This is a genomic window from Caballeronia arvi (assembly GCF_001544695.2).
Taxonomy (GTDB): domain Bacteria; phylum Pseudomonadota; class Gammaproteobacteria; order Burkholderiales; family Burkholderiaceae; genus Caballeronia; species Caballeronia arvi.
On sequence record NZ_FCOM02000017.1, the window covers coordinates 1 to 19,464 of the forward strand.

At 63.9% G+C, this 19,464-nt stretch carries 19 protein-coding genes; 15 read left to right on the forward strand and 4 right to left on the reverse strand.

Annotation, left to right across the window (positions count from 1 at the left end; genetic code table 11):
* The 4 genes from AWB74_RS19860 to ilvD all read left to right on the forward strand — a co-directional run.
* The coding region (locus AWB74_RS19860; RefSeq protein ID WP_143749285.1) for a 4Fe-4S dicluster domain-containing protein at window positions 1-342 on the forward strand (342 nt) is incomplete at its 5' end.
* 176 nt (window positions 343-518) lie between these two features.
* A complete protein-coding gene (locus AWB74_RS19865; protein WP_061148452.1) occupies window positions 519-941 on the forward strand; it encodes a nuclear transport factor 2 family protein in 423 nt (140 codons plus the stop codon).
* Between the two features lies 1 nt (window position 942).
* Window positions 943-1,572 (forward strand): TetR/AcrR family transcriptional regulator, encoded by a 630-nt coding sequence (locus AWB74_RS19870; RefSeq protein WP_061148453.1) that lies wholly within the window; start codon window positions 943-945, stop codon window positions 1,570-1,572.
* Window positions 1,573-1,701: 129 nt separating this feature from the next.
* Window positions 1,702-3,561: a dihydroxy-acid dehydratase gene (gene ilvD / locus AWB74_RS19875; RefSeq protein ID WP_061148454.1), complete on the forward strand. Its 1,860-nt coding sequence runs from the start codon at window positions 1,702-1,704 to the stop codon at window positions 3,559-3,561.
* A 60-nt stretch (window positions 3,562-3,621) separates the two neighbouring features.
* On the opposite strand, the gene AWB74_RS19880 is transcribed toward ilvD, so the two are convergent.
* Together AWB74_RS19880 and AWB74_RS19885 are read right to left on the reverse strand one after the other, a co-directional pair.
* Window positions 3,622-4,494, reverse strand: a complete 873-nt coding sequence (locus AWB74_RS19880) for an NAD(P)-dependent oxidoreductase (protein ID WP_061148455.1) — start codon at window positions 4,492-4,494, stop codon at window positions 3,622-3,624.
* A gap of 33 nt (window positions 4,495-4,527) precedes the next feature.
* Entirely contained in the window at window positions 4,528-5,856 is a 1,329-nt protein-coding gene (locus tag AWB74_RS19885) for an MFS transporter (protein WP_061148555.1), read from the reverse strand.
* 231 nt (window positions 5,857-6,087) lie between these two features.
* Between AWB74_RS19885 and AWB74_RS19890 the strand changes: the two genes are divergently transcribed.
* The 4 genes from AWB74_RS19890 to AWB74_RS19905 all read left to right on the forward strand — a co-directional run bounded on the left by AWB74_RS19890 (window position 6,088) and on the right by AWB74_RS19905 (window position 10,519).
* Window positions 6,088-7,008 (forward strand): LysR family transcriptional regulator, encoded by a 921-nt coding sequence (locus tag AWB74_RS19890; protein ID WP_061148456.1) that lies wholly within the window; start codon window positions 6,088-6,090, stop codon window positions 7,006-7,008.
* 123 nt (window positions 7,009-7,131) lie between these two features.
* Entirely contained in the window at window positions 7,132-8,235 is a 1,104-nt protein-coding gene (locus AWB74_RS19895; protein ID WP_061148457.1) for a tartrate dehydrogenase, read from the forward strand.
* Window positions 8,236-8,237: 2 nt separating this feature from the next.
* On the forward strand, window positions 8,238-9,686 hold the full coding sequence (locus AWB74_RS19900) for an aldehyde dehydrogenase family protein (RefSeq protein ID WP_061148458.1): 1,449 nt from the start codon (window positions 8,238-8,240) through the stop codon (window positions 9,684-9,686).
* Complete coding sequence (locus tag AWB74_RS19905) at window positions 9,686-10,519, forward strand: Rossmann-like and DUF2520 domain-containing protein (protein WP_061148459.1); 834 nt, start codon at window positions 9,686-9,688, stop codon at window positions 10,517-10,519. Before AWB74_RS19900 ends, AWB74_RS19905 begins: the two co-directional genes overlap by 1 nt.
* A 13-nt stretch (window positions 10,520-10,532) precedes the next feature.
* Here the strand turns inward: AWB74_RS19905 and AWB74_RS19910 are convergent, their stop codons facing one another.
* Window positions 10,533-11,390: an oxidoreductase gene (locus AWB74_RS19910; RefSeq protein WP_061148460.1), complete on the reverse strand. Its 858-nt coding sequence runs from the start codon at window positions 11,388-11,390 to the stop codon at window positions 10,533-10,535.
* A gap of 120 nt (window positions 11,391-11,510) precedes the next feature.
* On the opposite strand from AWB74_RS19910, the gene AWB74_RS19915 reads away from it, so the two are divergent.
* The 3 genes from AWB74_RS19915 to AWB74_RS19925 all read left to right on the forward strand — a co-directional run bounded on the left by AWB74_RS19915 (window position 11,511) and on the right by AWB74_RS19925 (window position 14,568).
* Window positions 11,511-12,449: a LysR family transcriptional regulator gene (locus AWB74_RS19915; RefSeq protein ID WP_061148461.1), complete on the forward strand. Its 939-nt coding sequence runs from the start codon at window positions 11,511-11,513 to the stop codon at window positions 12,447-12,449.
* Window positions 12,450-12,554: 105 nt separating this feature from the next.
* Complete coding sequence (locus tag AWB74_RS19920) at window positions 12,555-12,917, forward strand: BON domain-containing protein (RefSeq protein WP_061148462.1); 363 nt, start codon at window positions 12,555-12,557, stop codon at window positions 12,915-12,917.
* Between the two features lie 52 nt (window positions 12,918-12,969).
* Window positions 12,970-14,568, forward strand: coding sequence for an MFS transporter (locus AWB74_RS19925; RefSeq protein WP_061148463.1), 1,599 nt, complete (start codon window positions 12,970-12,972; stop codon window positions 14,566-14,568).
* A 14-nt stretch (window positions 14,569-14,582) separates the two neighbouring features.
* Here AWB74_RS19925 and AWB74_RS19930 read toward each other — a convergent pair whose 3' ends face one another.
* On the reverse strand, window positions 14,583-14,954 hold the full coding sequence (locus AWB74_RS19930; protein ID WP_061148464.1) for an NUDIX hydrolase: 372 nt from the start codon (window positions 14,952-14,954) through the stop codon (window positions 14,583-14,585).
* A 226-nt stretch (window positions 14,955-15,180) separates the two neighbouring features.
* Between AWB74_RS19930 and AWB74_RS19935 the strand changes: the two genes are divergently transcribed.
* The 4 genes from AWB74_RS19935 (at window position 15,181) to AWB74_RS19950 (ending at window position 19,425) form a co-directional block, all read left to right on the forward strand.
* Window positions 15,181-16,029, forward strand: coding sequence for a CHAD domain-containing protein (locus tag AWB74_RS19935; protein ID WP_087039111.1), 849 nt, complete (start codon window positions 15,181-15,183; stop codon window positions 16,027-16,029).
* Window positions 16,030-16,120: 91 nt separating this feature from the next.
* Window positions 16,121-16,870, forward strand: coding sequence for a DUF2278 family protein (locus tag AWB74_RS19940; protein ID WP_061148465.1), 750 nt, complete (start codon window positions 16,121-16,123; stop codon window positions 16,868-16,870).
* A gap of 137 nt (window positions 16,871-17,007) precedes the next feature.
* Window positions 17,008-18,243 (forward strand): multidrug effflux MFS transporter, encoded by a 1,236-nt coding sequence (locus tag AWB74_RS19945; protein WP_061148466.1) that lies wholly within the window; start codon window positions 17,008-17,010, stop codon window positions 18,241-18,243.
* Window positions 18,244-18,390: 147 nt separating this feature from the next.
* Window positions 18,391-19,425 (forward strand): glycosyltransferase family 2 protein, encoded by a 1,035-nt coding sequence (locus AWB74_RS19950; protein ID WP_235024628.1) that lies wholly within the window; start codon window positions 18,391-18,393, stop codon window positions 19,423-19,425.
* The last annotated feature ends 39 nt before the right edge of the window (window positions 19,426-19,464 follow it).

Sequence of the window (19,464 nt, forward strand, 5' to 3'; positions counted from 1 at the left end):
ACGCCGCCGCCCGAGAAAGAGCGTTTGCAATCGCCGGTCGAACGCGATGAGCTCGATGGCTTGTACGAGTGCATTCTGTGCGCAAGCTGCTCGACGTCGTGCCCGAGCTTCTGGTGGAACCCGGACAAGTTCGTGGGACCGGCGGGCTTGCTGCAAGCGTATCGCTTCATTGCGGATAGCCGCGACGAAGCGACAGGCGAGCGACTGGACAACCTGGAAGATCCGTATCGTCTGTTCCGTTGCCATACGATCATGAATTGCGTCGACGTGTGCCCGAAGGGGCTCAATCCGACCAAGGCGATCGGCAAGATCAAGGAATTGATGGTGCGCCGGGCGGTTTAATTTTCGCCCTTAACGAAAAAATGGCGCAGTCTCGAAAGGGACTGCGCCATTTTTTTGTGCTGTGATGAAGTGATTGCATAGCTAAGTGCCGTCCTGTCGATCCGACATTTCAATCTTGTAATGAGACTGTTGTCTCACTAGAATGAAACTGGCAGGCATGACGCAAGGAGGCAATCATGACGCTGACCCCTGTGGAGATGGACCGAAAGATCGATGAGCATTTCGGCTTCGAGCGCCGCGACGATGTCGAAGGCGTGCTCGCCACGCTGACGGAAGATGTGGAGCACGATATCGTCGGCTGGCCCGCCGGCCCCGCGCATGGACGCGAGCGCGTGCGGCCGTTTTACGAAGCGTTGTTCGCGGATTTGTCGGAGAGCCGTGTCGAATGTCTGCGGCGTCTCTATGGCGATGGCTTCGTCATCGACGAATCGATGTGGCAGGGCAAGGCGCCTGGCACGCCGTTCGGACTCGAAGGGCGCGGACGTCCGCTGCAATTTCGCATGCTGCATATCGTCGAATTCAGCGAGAGCGGGCAGATCAGTCGCGAGAACGTGTGGGTCGATCTTGCGGCGATCATCGGTCAGTTGCCGCAGGCCTGATATGGCCGTTTCCGTCACGACAACGCGCGGCAATCAGAAGCAGCGCACGCGCAAGGATCTGCTGCAGGCAGCATCGCGGCTCATGAAGCAGGGGCACAAACCGAGTCTCGAAGAGATCGCCGGTGAAGCGCTCGTGTCGCGCGCGACGGCGTACCGGCATTTCCCGAGCATCGATACGCTATTGCTGGAAGCGTCGCTCGATGTCGATACGCCGGATGCCGGCACGCTCTTTTCCGCGCGTGCATCGGACGATCCTGTCGCGCGATTGCTGCGTGTCGATGCCGCGCTCCACGACATGATTCTCGCGAACGAAGCGCCGCTGCGCATGATGCTCGCGCATTCGCTCGAACGCGTGGCGAAGGGCGAACCGGAAGACGAAGTGCCGCTGCGGCAGAACCGGCGCACGCCGTTGATCGAAGCGGCACTCGCGCCCGCGCGCGATCGGTTCAAGCCCGCCGCGTTCGATACGTTGACTCAGGCGCTGGCGCTCGTCATCGGCACGGAGGCGATGATCGTCTGCAAGGACGTGCTGCAACTCGACGAAGCGCGTGCGCGCAAGGTCCGGCGCTGGGCGATTCGGGCGCTGGTGGATGCGGCGAGGCGAGCCGGAATGGACGAAGCAGATAACTAGGTATGGGATAATCCCAAAATTCGCGCCGCTTCGACCCAAGTCCGACCCAAAAGGTCGCTCAGACGCGCGCGCAAGGGCCGTTACCCTCGTGGCCCGTGTCTATCCCGCGATATTCCAACAGCAACCACGATGCCCACATACCGTTCCAAAACCTCCACCGCCGGCCGCAACATGGCGGGCGCGCGCTCGCTCTGGCGCGCGACCGGCATGAAAGACGAAGATTTCTCGAAGCCGATCATCGCCGTCGTCAATTCGTTCACCCAGTTCGTTCCGGGCCACGTCCATCTGAAGGACCTCGGTCAGCTCGTCGCGCGCGAGATCGAAGCCGCGGGCGGCGTTGCGAAAGAGTTCAACACGATCGCCGTCGATGACGGCATCGCGATGGGTCACGACGGCATGCTGTATTCGCTGCCGAGCCGCGACATCATCGCGGATTCGGTCGAATACATGGTCAACGCGCACTGCGCCGACGCCATGGTCTGCATCTCGAACTGCGACAAGATCACGCCCGGCATGCTGATGGCCGCGATGCGCCTGAACATCCCCGTGATCTTCGTCTCGGGCGGTCCGATGGAAGCGGGCAAGACGCGCCTCGCGAATCCCGTCACGAAGGCGATGGAGTTCAAGAAGCTCGATCTCGTCGACGCCATGGTGATCGCCGCGGACCAGAAGTATTCCGACGCCGAAGTGGCCGAAGTGGAACGCTCCGCGTGCCCGACATGCGGCTCGTGCTCGGGCATGTTCACGGCCAACTCGATGAACTGCCTCACCGAAGCGCTCGGCCTCTCGCTGCCCGGCAACGGCACCGTCGTCGCGACGCACGCGGATCGCGAGCAGCTCTTCAAGCGCGCGGGACGCGGCATCGTCGAGCTGGCGCGACGTTACTACGAGCAGGAAGAGGCGCGCGTGCTGCCGCGCTCGGTCGGCTTCAAGGCGTTCGAAAATGCGATGACGCTCGATATCGCGATGGGCGGCTCGACCAACACGATCCTGCACTTGCTCGCGATCGCGCGCGAAGCGGAGATCGACTTCACGATGAAGGACATCGATCGTCTTTCGCGCACCGTGCCGCAACTGTGCAAGGTCGCGCCAAACACGAACAAGTATCACATCGAGGACGTGCATCGCGCGGGCGGCATCATGGCGATCCTCGGCGAGCTGGATCGCGCGGGCAAGCTGCACACGGATGCGCCGACCGTGCATGCGCCCACGCTGAAGGACGCGCTCGCGCAGTGGGACGTCAAGCTCACCGACGACGAAGCCGTGAAGACCTTCTACATGGCCGGTCCCGCCGGCGTGCCGACGCAAGTCGCGTTCAGCCAGAACACGCGCTGGCCGAGCCTCGACACGGACCGCGCCGAAGGCTGCATCCGTTCCTACGAGCATGCGTTCTCGAAGGAAGGCGGCCTTGCGGTGCTGACGGGCAACATCGCGCTGGACGGCTGCGTGGTGAAGACCGCGGGCGTCGATGAGAGCATTCTCGTGTTCGAAGGCACCGCGCACGTCACCGAGTCGCAGGACGAAGCGGTCGAGAACATCCTCAACGACAAGGTGAAGGCGGGCGATGTCGTCATCGTCCGGTACGAAGGTCCGAAGGGCGGCCCTGGCATGCAGGAAATGCTGTATCCGACGAGCTATATCAAGTCGAAGGGTCTCGGCAAGGCGTGCGCGCTGCTGACGGACGGCCGCTTCTCGGGTGGCACGTCGGGACTGTCGATTGGCCACTGCTCGCCGGAAGCGGCGGCGGGCGGCGCGATCGGTCTCGTGCGCGACGGCGACAAGATCCGCATCGACATTCCGAATCGCACGATCGACGTGCTGCTGTCCGACGAGGAACTCGCACGCCGTCGCGAGGAGCAGAACGCGAAGGGCTGGAAGCCGGCGAAGGCGCGTCCGCGCAAGGTGTCGGCGGCGCTGAAGGCGTACGCGAAGCTGGTGATGTCAGCGGACAAGGGCGCGGTGCGCGACCTTTCCTTGCTCGACGACTGAAGCCGCGTTCACAGCGCGACTCGAAAGCCGCTCTTCGGAGCGGCTTTTTTTATCGCGACGTCAATCGCCCAGCAAATTCGGCAGTTCCAGGAGCGTCCGATGCGCACCGCCTTGCTCGACCGCGCCCGCATACGTCGCTTGCACGGCGGCGGCGATCGCATCGACGGCGTTCGTGTCGCCGGCCATCGTCACGTAATAGCCGAGGTCTTTCAGCGCGTTGGACATGTGAAACGGCATGCCCGACGGATCGCCATCCACGAGCGACGGACGCAGCCGCTCAAGCGCCGCACCGCCGCCACCGCCTTTCGCGAGCACATCGACGAACGTCTGCGCATCGACGCCCGCGCGTTTCGCGCAGGCCGCCGCTTCGGAGATCAGCGCGATCGTTCCGAGCGACACGAAGTTGTGCAGCAGCTTCATGCTGTGCCCCGCGCCCGTGCCGCCGACCAGCGTCACGTTCTCCGCATACGTGCGCAACAGCGGCTCGATGCGCGCGAACAGTTCGGCTGATGCGCCGACCAGCAGGTTCAGGCGTCCTTCGTACGCTTCCTTCGCGGTGCGCGTCATCGGCGCATCGACGAAAAGGCCGCCCGCCTCCGTGACGAGCGCGGCCATGCGCTGCGTCGATGCGGGCACCGCCGTCGAGCAATCGATCACGATCGCGCCCGGCTGCAAGCCCGCGAGCACACCATCGGGCGCGGTCAACACGGCTTCGACTTCGGGCGAACCCGTCACGCACAGAATGACGATGTCCGACTCGCGCGCGAGTGCCTCGCCGTTCGCGGCGGTCGCAACACCGCCCACGCGCAGTTCGTCGAGCGGCTGATTGCCGGGATGCTCGACCACCGTCAGCGGATAGCCGTGCTTCATGATATTGCGTGCGATGCCATGTCCCATCAGGCCGATGCCGATCATGCCGATACGCTCTTTCATGCTTTGTCTCTTCCTTTTTATGCGGTAAAAAGCTCAGCGGTTCACGAGCCGCTTAGGCAGCAGCATCGTCAGAACGATGCCGAGCACGAGGCAGCCGACCATCGAGAAAATCGGCAGCGTCATGCCGCCCGACGTCTGCTTCAGAAAGCCGACCGCATACGGGCCGAAGAAGCCGCCGAGATTGCCGAACGCGCTGATCCATGCGATGCCGACCGCAGCCGCCGCCTGGCCGAGCACGGCCGTGGGCATGCTCCAGAACAGCGGCGGAAACGACAGCAAGCCCGCATTCGCGATGCACAGCGCGAACATGCCGAGCCACAGATTGTCATGCCAGAGCACGGAGAGCGACAAGCCGACCGCGCCCATCAGCAGCAGCGCCGCGACGTGCAGGCGCCGCTCGCCGCGCTTGTCCGCGCTGCGGCCGAACAGCACCATCACGACGACCGCGACCGCGTTGGGCAAGGCCGCGAGCGCGCCGATCGCGAAGTCGCCGGTGATGCCCATCGACTTGATCATCGTCGGGGCCCAGAACGTGTAGCCGTAGATGGCGAAGACATCGAGAAAATAGATGAAGCAGAACGCCCACACGAGCAAGCTCGAGAACAGGCCCTTGTGATTCGATTGCGCCGTCACCGCGCGATCTTCGGCCAGCACGCGCGCGAGGAACGCGCGATCGGCTTCGCTGTAGCGCGGGCTTTTCGTGACGTCGTCGTCGAGGCCCTTCCAGGTGTAGAACGCCGCGAGAAACGCGGGCAATGCCTCGACGATGAAGATCCACTTCCAGCCGGGCAACTGCATGAGGCCGTCGAAGTACTGCATGATGAAGCCGGTCAGCGGCGAGCCGATCAGCCCGGCAAGCGCGAGCGCCGCATAGAACATGCTCAGGATGCGCGCGCGACGGTCACGCGGAAACGACCGGCCGATATAGAACACGATCGCCGGAATGAAGCCGGCTTCCGCGACGCCGAGCAGGCAGCGCATCACGTAGAACTGCATCGGCGTGGAGACGAAAGCCGTCAGCCCGGACACGATGCCCCACGACAGAATGATCCGCGTGATCCAGCGCCGCGCGCCGACGCGTTGCAGGATCATGTTGCTCGGCACTTCGAAAATCACATAGCCGAGAAAGAAGATGCCCGCGCCGAAGCCGAACACGGCATCGGAAAAGCCGAGCTGCTGCGCCATCTGCAACTTCGCGAAGCTCACGTTCACGCGATCGATGTACGACGTGACGTACGCGAACATCAATATCGGCAGGATGTGCAGCGCGAGACGGCGGAAGAGGCGGTCGGCGGTGGCCGCATCGTGTGACGGGGCGGGCGATGCCGCGCCTCCGGCCAAACTGGTCGCATCGATTTCCACGTCTGTCTCCATGTCTGTTTTTTGGCCTCTGCTCGCAAAAGACGCGGCGGGACAGGGGAAATGTAGCGGCTGCTGAGCGCAGGTGATATGCGAAATCCGTGAAGCGGGCTTTCGAATAGTTCGAATGCCTTGCGTGCACGCGGATCAGGGTTTTCCTGTACCGCCCCCTGAAGCAGCGCGCCCGAGCCAATGCCATACTGCGCGGCATGATCTTTTTCGGAGCGTTGCGTTTTGTTCGATCTCACGTCGCTGGCTCTTTTTCTGCGCGCCGTCGAAATGGGCAGCCTGTCCAAGGCGGCGCAGCAATCGCATATGTCGCTGTCGACGGCGAGCCGGCGCATCGCGCTACTGGAACATCACTTTCGCGTCGGCTTGCTGAACCGCACGTCCGCGGGCGTCGAGCCCACGCCGGCGGGGGAAGCGCTCGCGCGTCATGCCACCGAACTGCTGCTCAAGACCGACGCCATCTACAGCGAGCTCTCCGATTACACCAAAGGCTCGGTCGGCCGCGTGCGCGTGTTCGCCAACATCTCCGCGATCAGCCAGGACTTGCCCGATCATCTGCGCGCGTTCTCGCAGCGTTATCAGGACATCAAGCTGCATATCAGCGAACTGCGCAGCATGGACATTCTTCAGGCGCTGCGCGAAGGGCGCGCGGATGTCGGCGTGGTGACGTCGCAGGTCGGGATGGAAGGCATTCGCCTCGCGCCGTATTGCACGGACCGCATCAGCGTCGTCGTGCCGGAAGACCACGTTTTGCAAGGCGATGAGATCGAGTTCAAGGCGCTGCTGGAACACGATATCGTCGGCCTCGACGATAAAGCCGAGGTCACGCGCATGCTCGTCAAGGAAGCGGCGCTCGCGGGCCGCACGATCCGCTTTCGCGTGCAGGTGCAAAGCTTCGAGGCGATGTGCCGTCTGATCGCGGCAGGGCAGGGCATCGGCGTATTGCCGGAGGGCGCGGTGCGGCTTTTTCGCGAGCCGATGCATCTGCGCTTCATCCGCCTGACCAATCCGTGGGCCGAGCGCGTGATGTCGGTCGGGATTCGCTCAGGCGCCGCCCCGCTGCCCGCGCGCAGGCTCTTCGATTTTCTGACCGCCTTCGCGCCTGCGTCGCTCGTCGCGCCCGGCGCCGAACGTCCGGCCGGCTGAGCCCTTGCGGATATTCGAAGACTCCCGTTCCCGGATTCGCACTTCCTTCACGCGAAAGCGTCCGCTAGATTTCCCTCCTGTATGACGGGCGGTTCCACGTCGAATAACAGGAGACAAAGCGCAATGGCAACAACGCATCACATCGCCGTCATTCCGGGCGACGGCATCGGCAAGGAAGTCATGGTCGAAGGCCTGCGCGTGCTGAAGGCCGCCGCCGCGCGTTACGACATCGCGCTCGATTTCGACGAATTCGCGTCATGGTGCACCGAGCACTACGTGCAGCACGGCACGATGATGCCCGCCGACTGGGACAAGCAGATCGGCAGGCACGACGCGATTTTCTTCGGCGCGGTCGGCACGCCCGACGTCGTACCGGATCACACGGCCGTGTGGGAATCGATCATCCGGATTCGCCGCGAGTTCGATCAGTACGTGAACCTGCGCCCCGTGCGCCTGATGCCCGGCGTTCCTTCGCCGCTCGCGAACCGCAAGCCCGGCGAGATCGACTTTCTCGTCGTGCGCGAGAACACCGAAGGCGAATACTCGTCGGTCGGCGGACGCATGTTTGAAGGCACCGAGCGCGAGTTCGCGACGCAGCAGTCCGTGTTCACGCGCACGGGCGTCGACCGCATTCTCGACTTCGCATTCCAGCTCGCGCAAGGCCGCCCGAAAAAGCAGCTCACGGCGGCGACGAAATCGAACGGCATCTCGATCACGATGCCTTACTGGGACGAACGTCTGGCCGAAGCGGCGAAGCGCTATCCGGAGATCGCGACGAACAAGTTCCACATCGACATTCTGTGCGCTCATTTCGTGCAGCATCCGGATCGCTTCGATGTGGTCGTCGCGTCGAATCTCTTCGGCGACATTCTTTCGGATCTCGGGCCGGCATGCACCGGCACCATCGGCATCGCGCCTTCGGCGAACCTGAATCCGGAGCGGCGCTTTCCGTCGCTCTTCGAGCCGGTGCACGGCTCGGCGCCGGATATCGCGGGCAAGGGCATCGCGAATCCGATCGGGCAGATCTGGTCGGCCGCGCTGATGCTGCAGCATCTCGGCCGTGGCGAAGCGCGCTACGAAGCGGCCGCGAAGACCATCGTTGCCGCCATCGAATCCGTGCTCGAAAACGGCCCGCGCACGCCGGACATGGGCGGCGCGGCGAACACCATCGAAGTCGGCACGGCGATCGCCGCAGCCGTCACGGAACACGCACTGATTACGGAGTAAGCATGGAATATCGTCATTTCATCGGCAACGCGTGGAAAGCGGCGGATAACGGCGAATCGCTCGATGTCATCGATCCGGGCAACGGCGAGCCGTTCGCAGCGATCGCACGCGGCAATGCCGCCGATATCGACGTCGCCGTGACGGCCGCACGCGGCGCGATGGGCGAAGCGCTCGACGGCCCGTGGGCGAAGCTCTCGCCGGTCGAGCGCGCGAACCTGCTGTTCGCGTATGCCGCAGCCGTGCTCGAAAACGCCGACGAGCTCGCGCAACTCGAAGCGCGCGACACCGGCAAGGCGCTCAAGACCGCGCGCACCGACGCCGCCGTGCTCGCGCGTTACCTCCAGTACTACGCCGGCTGCGTCGACAAGCTGCACGGCGAGACGCTGCCCTATACGACGGGCTTCACGGTGATGACGGTGCGCGAGCCGATCGGCGTGACGGGGCACATCATCCCGTGGAATTACCCGATGCAGATTTACGGGCGCAGCGTCGGCGCGTCGCTGGCGGCGGGCAATGCGTGCGTCGTGAAGCCTGCGGAGGACGCGAGCCTGTCGATTCTGCGGCTCGCCGAAATCGCCGCCGACGTCGGCTTTCCGGCGGGCGCGATCAACGTCGTCACCGGCCTGGGAAGCGAAGCGGGCGCGGCGTTGTCGGCGAACGAGGGCATCGGCCATATTTCTTTCACCGGCTCGACGGCGACCGGCGCGCTCGTCGGTCGCACGGCTGCGGAACGTCATTGCCCGAGCGTGCTGGAACTCGGCGGCAAGTCGCCGCAACTCGTCTTCGATGACGCCGATCTCGACGAAGCGCTGCCCGTCATCCTCAACGCGATCGTGCAGAACGCCGGACAGACGTGCTCCGCGGGCAGCCGTCTGCTGGTTCAGCGCGGCATCTACGAAACGGTGATCGAGCGTCTGACCGAACGCTTCGAAGCGCTGCGCACCGGGCCTTCATCGATGGATCTCGACATGGGACCGCTCGTCAACGCGAAGCAGCACGCGCGTGTACGCGGCATCGTCGAGCAGGCGGAAGGCGAGGGCATTCGCGTCGCGGCGCGCGGCAAGATCGCGGTGGAAGCATCGCGCAACGGCTTCTTCCAGGAGGCCGTGCTGTTCCGCGACGTGCCGCCGCAAAGCAAGCTCGCACAGGAAGAAGTCTTCGGCCCAGTGCTCGCCGTGATGCCGTTCGATGACGAAGCGCAAGCCGTGAAGCTCGCGAACGGCACGAACTACGGTCTGGTCGCGGGCGTGTGGACGCGCGACGGCTCGCGCGGCCTGCGTCTTGCGCGCAAGCTGCAGGCGGGTCAGGTCTTCGTGAACAACTATGGCGCGGGCGGCGGCGTCGAGTTGCCTTTCGGCGGCGTGAAGGCGAGCGGCCACGGACGCGAAAAAGGCTTCGAAGCGCTGTACGGCTTCACGAGCCTGAAGACCATCGCGATCAAGCACGGCTGATGGCGATTCTCAACATCATCGGCGCGGGGCGCGTGGGCGCGACGCTCGGCAATCTGATCGTCGCGAACCGCGTGCTCGAAATCGGCGACGTGTGCGATACGGATCTCGCACACGCGCGCGATGCGGTCGATTTCATCGGCGCGGGCCGCGCGCTCGACGATATCGCCGCGATGCGTCCCGCCGATATCTGGCTGCTGTCGGTGCCCGACATGCGCATCGCCGACGTGGCGCAGGCGCTCGCGTCTCATCGCAAGGACGAAGCGCCCGCGGTCGCCGTGCATTGCAGCGGCGCGCTCGATACGGACACGCTCGCGCCCTTGCGCGCGATCGGCTGGAGCGTCGCGAGCGCGCATCCGATGCTGAGCTTCGCGAATCCCGGCACGGCCGTGTTCCAGTTCGAAGGCACGCCGTGCGGGCTCGAAGGCGACGGCGCCGCGCGCGATGCGTGGAGCGAGGTGCTCGCGGCCATCGGCGCGCGCTGCTTCGATATCGAGCCGGGCAGCAAGCAGCTCTATCACGCGGCGGCGGTCGTCGCGTCGAACTTTCTGCCGGTGCTCGCGGCGATGTCGGTCGAGATGTGGCAGGCGGCGGGCATTCCGCACCCGCTCATCGACGACATGATGCACACGCTGTCGCGCAATGCCGTCGATAACGTGCTCGCGCTCGGCCCGAAGGATGCGCTGACTGGTCCCGCCGCGCGCGGCGACCGCGCGGTGGTCGAGTCGCAGGCGCAGGCGATCGGCGCATGGGATGCGGTATCGCGCGAGGCCTACGACGCGCTCTCGGCGCTCGCGACGCGCCTCGCGCTCACGGGCAAAGTGCGCGACGCGTGACGCGCACGCCCGTTCAGCTCGCGAAGTCCGTCGAGCTGGCCAACGCTTTCCAGCTTTCCGTTTCCGCTGCGACATACGCGTTTTTCTCCGCGATCGCCTTCAGCGTGTCCGTACCGAGCGGCAGGCGCACCGGCGGCGTGGGCGCATCGGCGAGTGCGACGAGCGCGGTCGCGAGCTTGTCCGGATCGCCCGGCTGATTGTGATTCATGCCGACCGCGATGCGCCGCACGTTGCCCGAGGTCGCATCGTAATCGCCGATGATCTCCTCGCTGACCACGAGCGACGACGCATCCAGAAAGTCCGTGCGGAAATAGCCCGGCTCGACGACCGTCGCGTGAATGCCGAGCGGCTTCAGCTCGTCGTGCAGCGCCTCGGTGATGCCTTCGACGGCGAATTTCGTCGAGCAGTAGACGCCGAATCCCGCCGCCGAGCGATACCCGCCGACCGACGACATGTTCACGACATGACCGCTCTTGTGCTTGCGCATGACGGGCAGCACGGCGCGCGTCACGTTGAGCAGGCCGAAGACGTTGGTGTCGTACATGCGGCGCACGTCGGCGTCGCTGGATTCCTCGACCGCCGCGAGCAGGCCGAAACCCGCGTTGTTGACCAGCACGTCGATGCGGCCGAACTTCGCGACGGCGGCTTCGACCGCCGCTTTGGCCTGCGCTTCGTTCGTGACGTCGAGCGCTACGGCCAAGAGCGCCGGCGATTCGCCGAGACGCTCGACGATCGCCGCCGCGTTGCGGCCCGCGGCCACGACGGCGTTGCCGTCGGCGAGCGCCGCGCGGGCGATCAGTGCGCCGAGGCCGCGCGATGCGCCCGTGATGAACCAGACGCGCTTGAATTGCTGTTGGGTGACGTTGCTCATGATGTGCTCCGTTTGTTTCGGTGGTGAAGGTGAAACGAAGCTTAGGCCGTCCGATTCGCATGAACTAGCCGTCGAACGCTAGACTGATAATCAACCTTTATTTGCGAATCGGAGCGCTTCATGAACGAAGTCCGCGCGATTTCGATCTTCGTGCGCGCCGCCACGCTCGGCAATCTGCGGCGTGCGGCCATTGATCAGGGGATTTCGCCGCAGGCCGCGAGTCATGCGGTCATGCAGCTCGAAAAGGCCCTCGGCGTGCGCCTCTTTCATCGCACGACGCGCAAGCTGAGCCTCACCGAAGAAGGGCAGCGGCTGTTGCAGAACGTCGAGCCGGCGCTCGCGATGCTGTCGTCGGCCATTGCGGATGCGAAGAGCGCGAAGGAGCACATCGCGGGTCCGTTGCGCGTCAGCGCGCCGAAAGCGCTGCGGCGCGCGCTGTGGCCGGCGGTGCTGGAGTTCGCCGCGCTGTATCCCGATGTCATGCTCGATGTGCGTTTCGACGACCATTTCACCGATCTCGTCGAGGAACGCGCCGATGTCGGCCTGCGTGGCGGATCGCCGCCCGCGGGCGGCGCGATCGCGCGGCGGCTCGTGCCGATCCAGCTGATCGTGTGCGCGTCGCCGGGTTACATCGAACGATACGGCGCGCCGCAAACTGTCGACGATCTCGCGTCGCACCGCTGCACCGGCTACCGGCGCGCGAACACCGGCAAGGAAGCGCCGTGGGAATTCATGATCGGCGACGAAATCGTGTACCGCGAGATCTCGGCGGCGCTCTGCACGAACGATATCGACGCCGAAGCCGACGCGGTGCTCGCCGGTCTCGCGATCGGCCAGCTCGGGAGCTTCTCCGCGGCCGCGGCCATCCGCGAGGGACGGCTCGTGCCTTTGCTGACGCGACATCTGACGCAGCGCGAATCGGTTTATATCTACTACCGGCATCGGACGGAGCAGCCGCTGCGCGTACGAACGTTCATTGATTTCATGATCGGAAAGCTCGCGGACAACGGCGATTTCTTCCTTTCGGCGGCGGAATTGCGCGCTTTTGCCGCCGCGTGAATCGTGTGGCTCTCCTGATGAATGAAACTATCCCTTGGATGTGGCGCATCGCCGACTAGAATTCATCGTGCCGTTGTGACCTTCAAGCCACCCTGGAGCCAAGCGATGAAAACGATCAATGCGCTCAAACTCGCCGCCGTCGCGTCGGCGGTCGTGTTTTCCGTCAACGTGTGGCCGCAAACCACCGATGCGGCGTCCGACACGACCGCGCCGTCCGCGAGTGCCAAGCCCTCGAAATCCCAGATCCGCAAGGCCAACCGTGCGCTCAGCAAGAAGGTGCAGCAGGCGCTGCAAAAGGGCGGCGTCGAGACGGCCGGCATGAACGTGATCGCGAAGAACGGCGCCATCACGCTCGCCGGGCACACCGCCGACGCGACGCAGATCGACAAGGCCGCGCAGATCGCGAAGGGCGTCGACGGCGTCACGTCCGTGAAGAATGTCCTGACGATTCAGGAAGGCGGGCAGTAAGCGCGCGACGCGGGCGCGTCGATCACGTGCTCGCGCGCGGCGGGAGCACGGCATGAGTGCGTTCATCGACGTTCACGATCCCGAGCGGCAACGCCTGCCGTTTCGCGAATCGCTGCTCGCGATGCTTGGCATCGCCCTCGTGACGATGCTGGTCGCGCTCGACCAGACCATCGTCGGCACGGCGATGCCGCGCATCGTCGCGGAGCTGAAAGGCTTCGACCTGTATGCGTGGGTCGCGACGTCGTACATGCTCGCGTCGGTCATCACGATTCCGATTTTCGGACGCCTGGGCGACCTGTACGGGCGCAAGCCGTTTCTGCTGGCCGCCGTCGTGTTGTTCACGTCGGCTTCCGTGCTGTGCGGGCTCGCGAACGGCATGCTGTTTCTCGTCATTGCGCGCGGCGTGCAGGGCATTGGCGGCGGCATTCTGCTGGGCACGGTGTTCGCGACCGTCGCCGATCTTTTCCCCGATCCAAAGCTGCGCCTGCGCTGGCTCGTGATCGTCACGTCGACGTTCGGCATCGCGAACGTGATCGGCCCGACGCTCGGCGGCATGCTCACGCAGATGCACGGCTGGCGGCTCGTGTTCTTCATCAACGTGCCGATCGGCCTCGTCTCGCTGATGTTCGTGCAACTGTTCGTGCCGAACCTGCATCGTCTGAAACGGCGCGAGCGGATTCAGCTCGACTGGCTCGGCGCATGCGTTGTCGCGGTGACGCTGGGCGCGCTGCAACTGCTGATCGAAATGCTGCCGAAGGAAGGCCTGAGCGCCACGACGATCGTGCTTTCGCTTGTCACGCTCGTGTTCGGCGCGACGCTGTATTTCTGGGAAAAGCGCATGGGCTATCCCGTCGTGCCCGTCGACGTGCTGCTCGACCGCAAGCTTGCCGCGCTGTTCGCGATCTCGGTGCTCGGCGGCTTCGCGCTCTTCTCGATGGCCTTCTACATTCCGCTGCTGTTTCAGGGCGGCTACGGCATGTCGCCGCACGATTCCGGCATGCTGATCACGCCGCTGCTGCTCGGCACGACGGTCGGCAGCATGCTCAACAATCGCATCGTCACGCGCATCCGCCGCGCGAACATGCTGCTGTACGCAGGCTTCGCGCTATGCGTGGCGGGCTGTCTCGCGCTCGTATCGCTGAATGGCCATGAGCCGCATGCCGTCTGGATGGCTTGCATGGGCGCGAGCGGCCTCGGCCTCGGGCTCGTCGCGACGAATCTCACCATCTGCTCGCAGCAGATCGTCGCGCGCGAGCAACTCGGCGCGGTCACCGCCTTGCTGCAATCGCTGCGCATTTTCGGGGGCATGCTGGGCACGGCGATCACGGGCGCGCTGCTCGGGCATCTCTATGCGAACAACGTGCATCGTCCGCTCGATGCGTATCAGGCGACGCAATGGCTCAAATCGTTCGCGAGCCCGGATTTGCTGATCGATCGTGCGGAACAGTCCGCGCTGATCGAGCGTCTCGTCGCCGCAGGCCAGTCGCACGACGCGATGACGATGATGCACTCGGCGCGCATGGCGCTCGTCGAGTCGATTCATATCGGGCTCGCCGTGGCCGCGCTTGCTGCGTTTGTCGGCTTGTGTCTCGCGTGGTTTGTGCCCGCGGTGCGCGTCGTGTATGGCGATGCGCAGGAGCAGCGCGCGTGACGGCTGACTGAATCTCAACGCTTGCCGCGATTTCCGTTGAGCGCTTTGACGATCAGCTTGGTCGGTTCGCTGGCGGCAAGACGCGGGATATCCGAAACGTGAACCCAGCGGCATCGGTCGATTTCGCTGCTGGCGCGCGGCTTCGCGCTCTTCGGGACATCGCAGACGAACACGTGATGATGCTTCTGTCTTCCGCGATGCTGAAACAGAAACTTCGCCGACTTGCCGGAAAGACGCGTTTCCTCCTTGAGTTCGCGCAGCGCAGCGTCGGACAGTTGTTCGCCACGCTTGAGCATGCCGCCGGGCAGCGCCCATTTGGTGCGCCGCCGCGCGACCAGCAGTATGTGGTTCCCTCGTCGACAGATGACCGTAGCTCGCTTTTTCAAACCGACTCCGATAGCTCTTTTGGTTCGTCTTCGATGTGCAGGGGCGTCCTGCGGGCGGGTGAATTCTATCGAACGCGCATATCGCTGTGGGGCACGCACAAATAGTGGCATTTCCGGTGTTGCGCATTGCGCAAAACCTGTTCCTCGGTCCAGAAAATGCGGTGCACGTCGTCGCCGGGCAGGTACGCATGTTGCATTACAAAGGGCATTCACGAGGAGGACGATCATGACCCTGAACGACGACAGACGCGAGGGTAGCCGCGACGACAAGCGCGCCAGGCCCGAAACGGCGCAATCGAGATTCGGCGATCTGGCTTCACCGCTGATCGACGAAGCGACGCACCAAGCGGCCGCGCTCAACGCGAATTCGAACCCGGAAGAACTGCACAAGCTGCGGGTCGCGCTGCGCCGGTTGCGAACGTTGTTCTGGGCATACCGGCCCTTGCTGGACGAGGAATTCGACACGCGCCAGCGCGCAGTCTTCAAATATCTGGCGACCTCGGCGGGCAGCGCGCGCGACTGGGACATTCTGCTCGAATTGATGAAGGAGCTCGACGTCGAAGGGCTCGACGAGCCGGCAAAAGAGCGTCGTGCGGCGGTGCTCGCGACGAGCATCGAGACCATCGCGAATGCCGACGTCAAGCATGTGTTGTGGACGGGGCTCAAGGAAGCGAATCAGGAGCTCAACACGGGACGCAAGCGCGTGGCGGTCGAACGGTTCGCGAAGAAGCGCATCGACGCGGCGCGCAGTCAGTTGAAGAGGCGCATCAAGCGGGCGCTGCATGCGAAGCAGTCGGACTATGCGGCTTATCACGAAGTGCGCAAGGCCGGTAAGAAGGTGCGTTATCTGCTCGAATTCTTCGATCCGGATATCAAGCCGAAACTGCGCTCGAAGGTGAAGAGCCTGAAGCGCCTTCAAAAGCGCTTCGGCGCATTGAACGATGTCGTCGCGAGCCACGATCTGCTATTGCAAGGCACGCTTCCCATCGGCGACAACGTGACGAAGCATGCGTTGCGCGCGCTCGACGCCGAACAGAAGCAGCGCATCAAGGCTGCGAGAAAGGCCATTCGCTGATAAAGGCATGGCTGCGGGCTTCATCACGCGTCGAACGGAAGGATGTCACACTTGCCGCATCAAATGATCGCTCACTTCACGGAGCAGCATCATGGCGCGCAACGAATACGTTTGTTTCAAAGGCAAGGTGAGGCTCGGCGTTCCCTTTCTCGAAGGTTACAAGGGCGACCCGCACTATGTGATCGTCAGTGACGACGCGAACGGCAAGGAATTCCGTATCGTCACCAATGTGAAATCGGATAGCTCGCTGACGGGGCCGGCGGGCTATCTCGTGCTCTATCTGTGGAACCAGTACTTCGATCATCCGATGATCGCCGATCTCGCGAAGCTGCCCGCGGGCGTTTCGATGTCGGGATTCCCGAAGCTCGATTACGTGCACGACACGCGTCTCGTCGATCTGAGCGCGATGCGTCCGATCCCGCTCGACACCGAGCACGAGCAGAACGATATCAACGCGCTGCTCGACGAGATGCTGCAACTCGACATGTCCGTCGATGGCGTCGACTTCGTTTATCCGACGCCGAATTACAAGGACCATCGCCTCGGCTGGAAGCCCACGAAGGACGTGACCGTGTACGGCTTCGGCTTTCTCTTCGAACCGGGAAAGGACGGGCTTCACGAAACGCATATGAACCAGGGCAATCCGAAGCCGGGAAAAGGCAGCCCCGTGAAGGATCATTCGAACGAAAACGGTGTGTTCCAGGACGGCGCGGTGATGATCGAAGTCGACGGCAAGTTTCAGGCGCTCTTCGTCGCGTTTCAGACGCAGCTCGTTCCGACCGATAATCGCGGACGTCCGATACCGGGGCAATCGGATCCCATTCTGGATGGCAAGGCATGATCGTCACACGGGCAGCCTGATCACTGCGCGCAACGTGGCCTTTCCGGCGATGCGCGCGTTCGACAGGCACAATACGATGATTCCGCCATCCGGGCCGGCCCGAAGACGCAGCCGCGCCCCGCTCAGTCATCGTTGTCATGAACCACGCTCCTGCGAAGAATTCCCCGCGTTTCCTGCTGTTTCTGGTGTGCCTGTTCGCTTCGGCGGGACAGCTCGCCATCGACATCTACGTGCCGGCGCTGCCCGCGATGGCGCGTTATTTCGCGACGTCACCGCAGGCGATCCAGTCGAGCGTCTCCGGTTACATGGCGGCGTATGCGATCGGCCAGCTCGTGCTGGGCCCCGTCGCCGATGCGTACGGCCGCAAACGGGTGCTGGCGTTCGGGCTCGTCGTGTTCACGCTGGGCTGCCTGCTCTCGCTGGCCGCGACGAGCCTCGAAACCTTTCTGCTCGCGCGCTGCCTGCAAGGCTTCGGCATCGCCGCGACGAACCTGCTCGCGAAGACCATCATCACGGATTCGTTCTCGGGTCAGGCGCTGATGCACGTGTTCACCTACATGTCGATCGCGTGGGGACTTGCGCCAATCGTCGCGCCCGTCATCGGCGCGCATTTGCAGACGTGGTTCGGCTGGAAGGCCTGTCTGGTGTTCCTCCTGATCTATGCGATCGTCATGTCGACGTTCGTGTGGCGCTATCGCGAGACCTTGCAGAAGCCCGTGCATCTCGCGCCGCGCACGCTGATCTCGAACGCGGGCAAGGTGTTGTCGAGCCGTGTGTTTCAGAGCTGCTTTCTCGCGCAAGGCCTGTGCTACAGCATTCTGCTAGTGTTCAACATCGTCGGCCCGTTCATGGTGCAGAACACGCTGCACAAGCCGCCGACTTACTTTGGCTATCTCGCGCTCGCCATCGGCATGATGTACTTCCTCGGCGGCTTGTCGAACCGCGTGCAGGGCTCGCGTCTGCCGGGCGCCGAGCAACGGCTGCGCATCGGCGCGCGCGTGATGGCGGGCGCGTCGGTCGTCATGCTGCTGCTGTCGCTGACGATCGGCCTCACCGTCTGGACGCTCTGCGCGCCCGTTCTCGTGATGGGCTTCTGCGCGGGCGCGATGTACCCGACGTTTATGGCGAAGGGCAATTCGCTGTTTCCGCATATCGCGGGGCTGACGGCGGCGATCCTCGGCTGCGCGCTGTTGCTCGTTTCGTCGGCGATGATGGGCCTGGCGGGCTTCGTCTCGGTGCAGATTCTCACGCCGCTAGCGGTGTTCTTCGTGATTCTCGCGTTCACCGTCGTTGCGATGGTGACGCTGCTTCTGCGGCATCTGGAGCAGGCGCAGGCCGGGCGCGCGGTGCGGGGCGAAGCCGACGCGGCCTGATCGCGGTTCTATTTGCGAAACAGCTAGTTTGCGTTGGAGCAACTTGACTTCGGAGACCTCCTAGAAAGCCATCCAACGTAAGAACCTATACTCGGACGCTTCAGACTCCCTTTGGCCGGACAGCGCCGCAATCGTCCGGGCCTCTTCATGCCCGAGATAGCCTTGTCATCCTCTCCTCTCGTCACTGTCGTCATTCCGGCCTTCAACGCCGAATCATTCATCGGCGAAGCGATCGCCTCGATCCAGCATCAGACGCTCGATGACTGGCAGCTCATCGTCGTGAACGACGGCTCGACCGACCAGACCCTGGCTGCCGCCCGGCAGGCCGCCGGCGAAGACCCGCGCATCCGTCTCATACACTTCGACCGCAACCAGGGCATCAGCATTGCGTCGAACGCCGGCTTCGATGCGGCTCGCGGCGAGTTTATCGCGCGTCTCGACTCCGACGATATCGCGCTCCCGCAAAGGCTCGCCGTCCAGATCGCCGCGTTCAGGGACAACGACCGCCTGGCCGCCGCGGGATCGCACGCGCGCGTGTTCGGCGATGTTCCCGATGGCATCGCGTATTGCGCGCTCGGCGACGGCGACATCAAGGCGCACTTGTTCGACGGCCTCAACACGATAAGCGGCGGCACGCTGATGGTGCGAGGTTCGTTCGTCCGGAGGCATCGCATCCGCTTCGACGAGTGTGCCGCAAGCGCCGAAGATCTCGATTATCTGACCTCGGTCATGGCCGCCGGCGGCAAGCTCGCCAATGTCGACGAAGTGCTCACCGAACACAGGTCGCATGGGGGCAGCTTCACCAACAGCCGGCACGACGTGGCCCGCGAGTACCTGCAAATCGCCCGGCGCCGCCTTCTGGCGCTGTGGTATCCCGGTCTCGATCCAAAAGACATCGAGCGCATAGTAGCCATGTACTCCAGCCTTCTCGAGGCTCATGCGGACGCCTTCATCAACACCGTGCGCGCGGTCGACAGACTCGTCACGGCCAATGCGCGGGACTATGGGCAAGACACGTCCATCGTTCACCGCATCGTGCTCGATCGACTGGTGAAAGTAGCGGGCGTCTATCGCGACAACAACTTCCTCGATGACTCGCACGTGCAGGCGATGCGCTGCTTCGTTTCGCCGGCCGTCAGCGCCGTCTTCGACCGGATCGAGTTCGGCGCGCACGCAGCCTGATGCCTCACGGCGGCGCGGCCTGCAATGCATTTCAGAAAA

Excerpts from the sequence above, each read along its gene's own strand:
- AWB74_RS19895 (WP_061148457.1), top strand. The coding sequence starts at position 7,132 with ATGGCAACAACGCATCACATCGCCGTCATTCCGGGCGACGGCATCGGC.
- AWB74_RS19880 (WP_061148455.1), bottom strand. The coding sequence starts at position 4,494 with ATGAAAGAGCGTATCGGCATGATCGGCATCGGCCTGATGGGACATGGC.
- AWB74_RS19905 (WP_061148459.1), top strand. The coding sequence starts at position 9,686 with ATGGCGATTCTCAACATCATCGGCGCGGGGCGCGTGGGCGCGACGCTC.
- AWB74_RS19950 (WP_235024628.1), top strand. The coding sequence starts at position 18,391 with ATGCCCGAGATAGCCTTGTCATCCTCTCCTCTCGTCACTGTCGTCATT.
- AWB74_RS19925 (WP_061148463.1), top strand. The coding sequence starts at position 12,970 with ATGAGTGCGTTCATCGACGTTCACGATCCCGAGCGGCAACGCCTGCCG.
- AWB74_RS19940 (WP_061148465.1), top strand. The coding sequence starts at position 16,121 with ATGGCGCGCAACGAATACGTTTGTTTCAAAGGCAAGGTGAGGCTCGGC.
- AWB74_RS19910 (WP_061148460.1), bottom strand. The coding sequence starts at position 11,390 with ATGAGCAACGTCACCCAACAGCAATTCAAGCGCGTCTGGTTCATCACG.
- AWB74_RS19915 (WP_061148461.1), top strand. The coding sequence starts at position 11,511 with ATGAACGAAGTCCGCGCGATTTCGATCTTCGTGCGCGCCGCCACGCTC.
- ilvD (WP_061148454.1), top strand. The coding sequence starts at position 1,702 with ATGCCCACATACCGTTCCAAAACCTCCACCGCCGGCCGCAACATGGCG.
- AWB74_RS19945 (WP_061148466.1), top strand. The coding sequence starts at position 17,008 with ATGAACCACGCTCCTGCGAAGAATTCCCCGCGTTTCCTGCTGTTTCTG.
- AWB74_RS19935 (WP_087039111.1), top strand. The coding sequence starts at position 15,181 with ATGACCCTGAACGACGACAGACGCGAGGGTAGCCGCGACGACAAGCGC.
- AWB74_RS19870 (WP_061148453.1), top strand. The coding sequence starts at position 943 with ATGGCCGTTTCCGTCACGACAACGCGCGGCAATCAGAAGCAGCGCACG.
- AWB74_RS19920 (WP_061148462.1), top strand. The coding sequence starts at position 12,555 with ATGAAAACGATCAATGCGCTCAAACTCGCCGCCGTCGCGTCGGCGGTC.
- AWB74_RS19900 (WP_061148458.1), top strand. The coding sequence starts at position 8,238 with ATGGAATATCGTCATTTCATCGGCAACGCGTGGAAAGCGGCGGATAAC.
- AWB74_RS19865 (WP_061148452.1), top strand. The coding sequence starts at position 519 with ATGACGCTGACCCCTGTGGAGATGGACCGAAAGATCGATGAGCATTTC.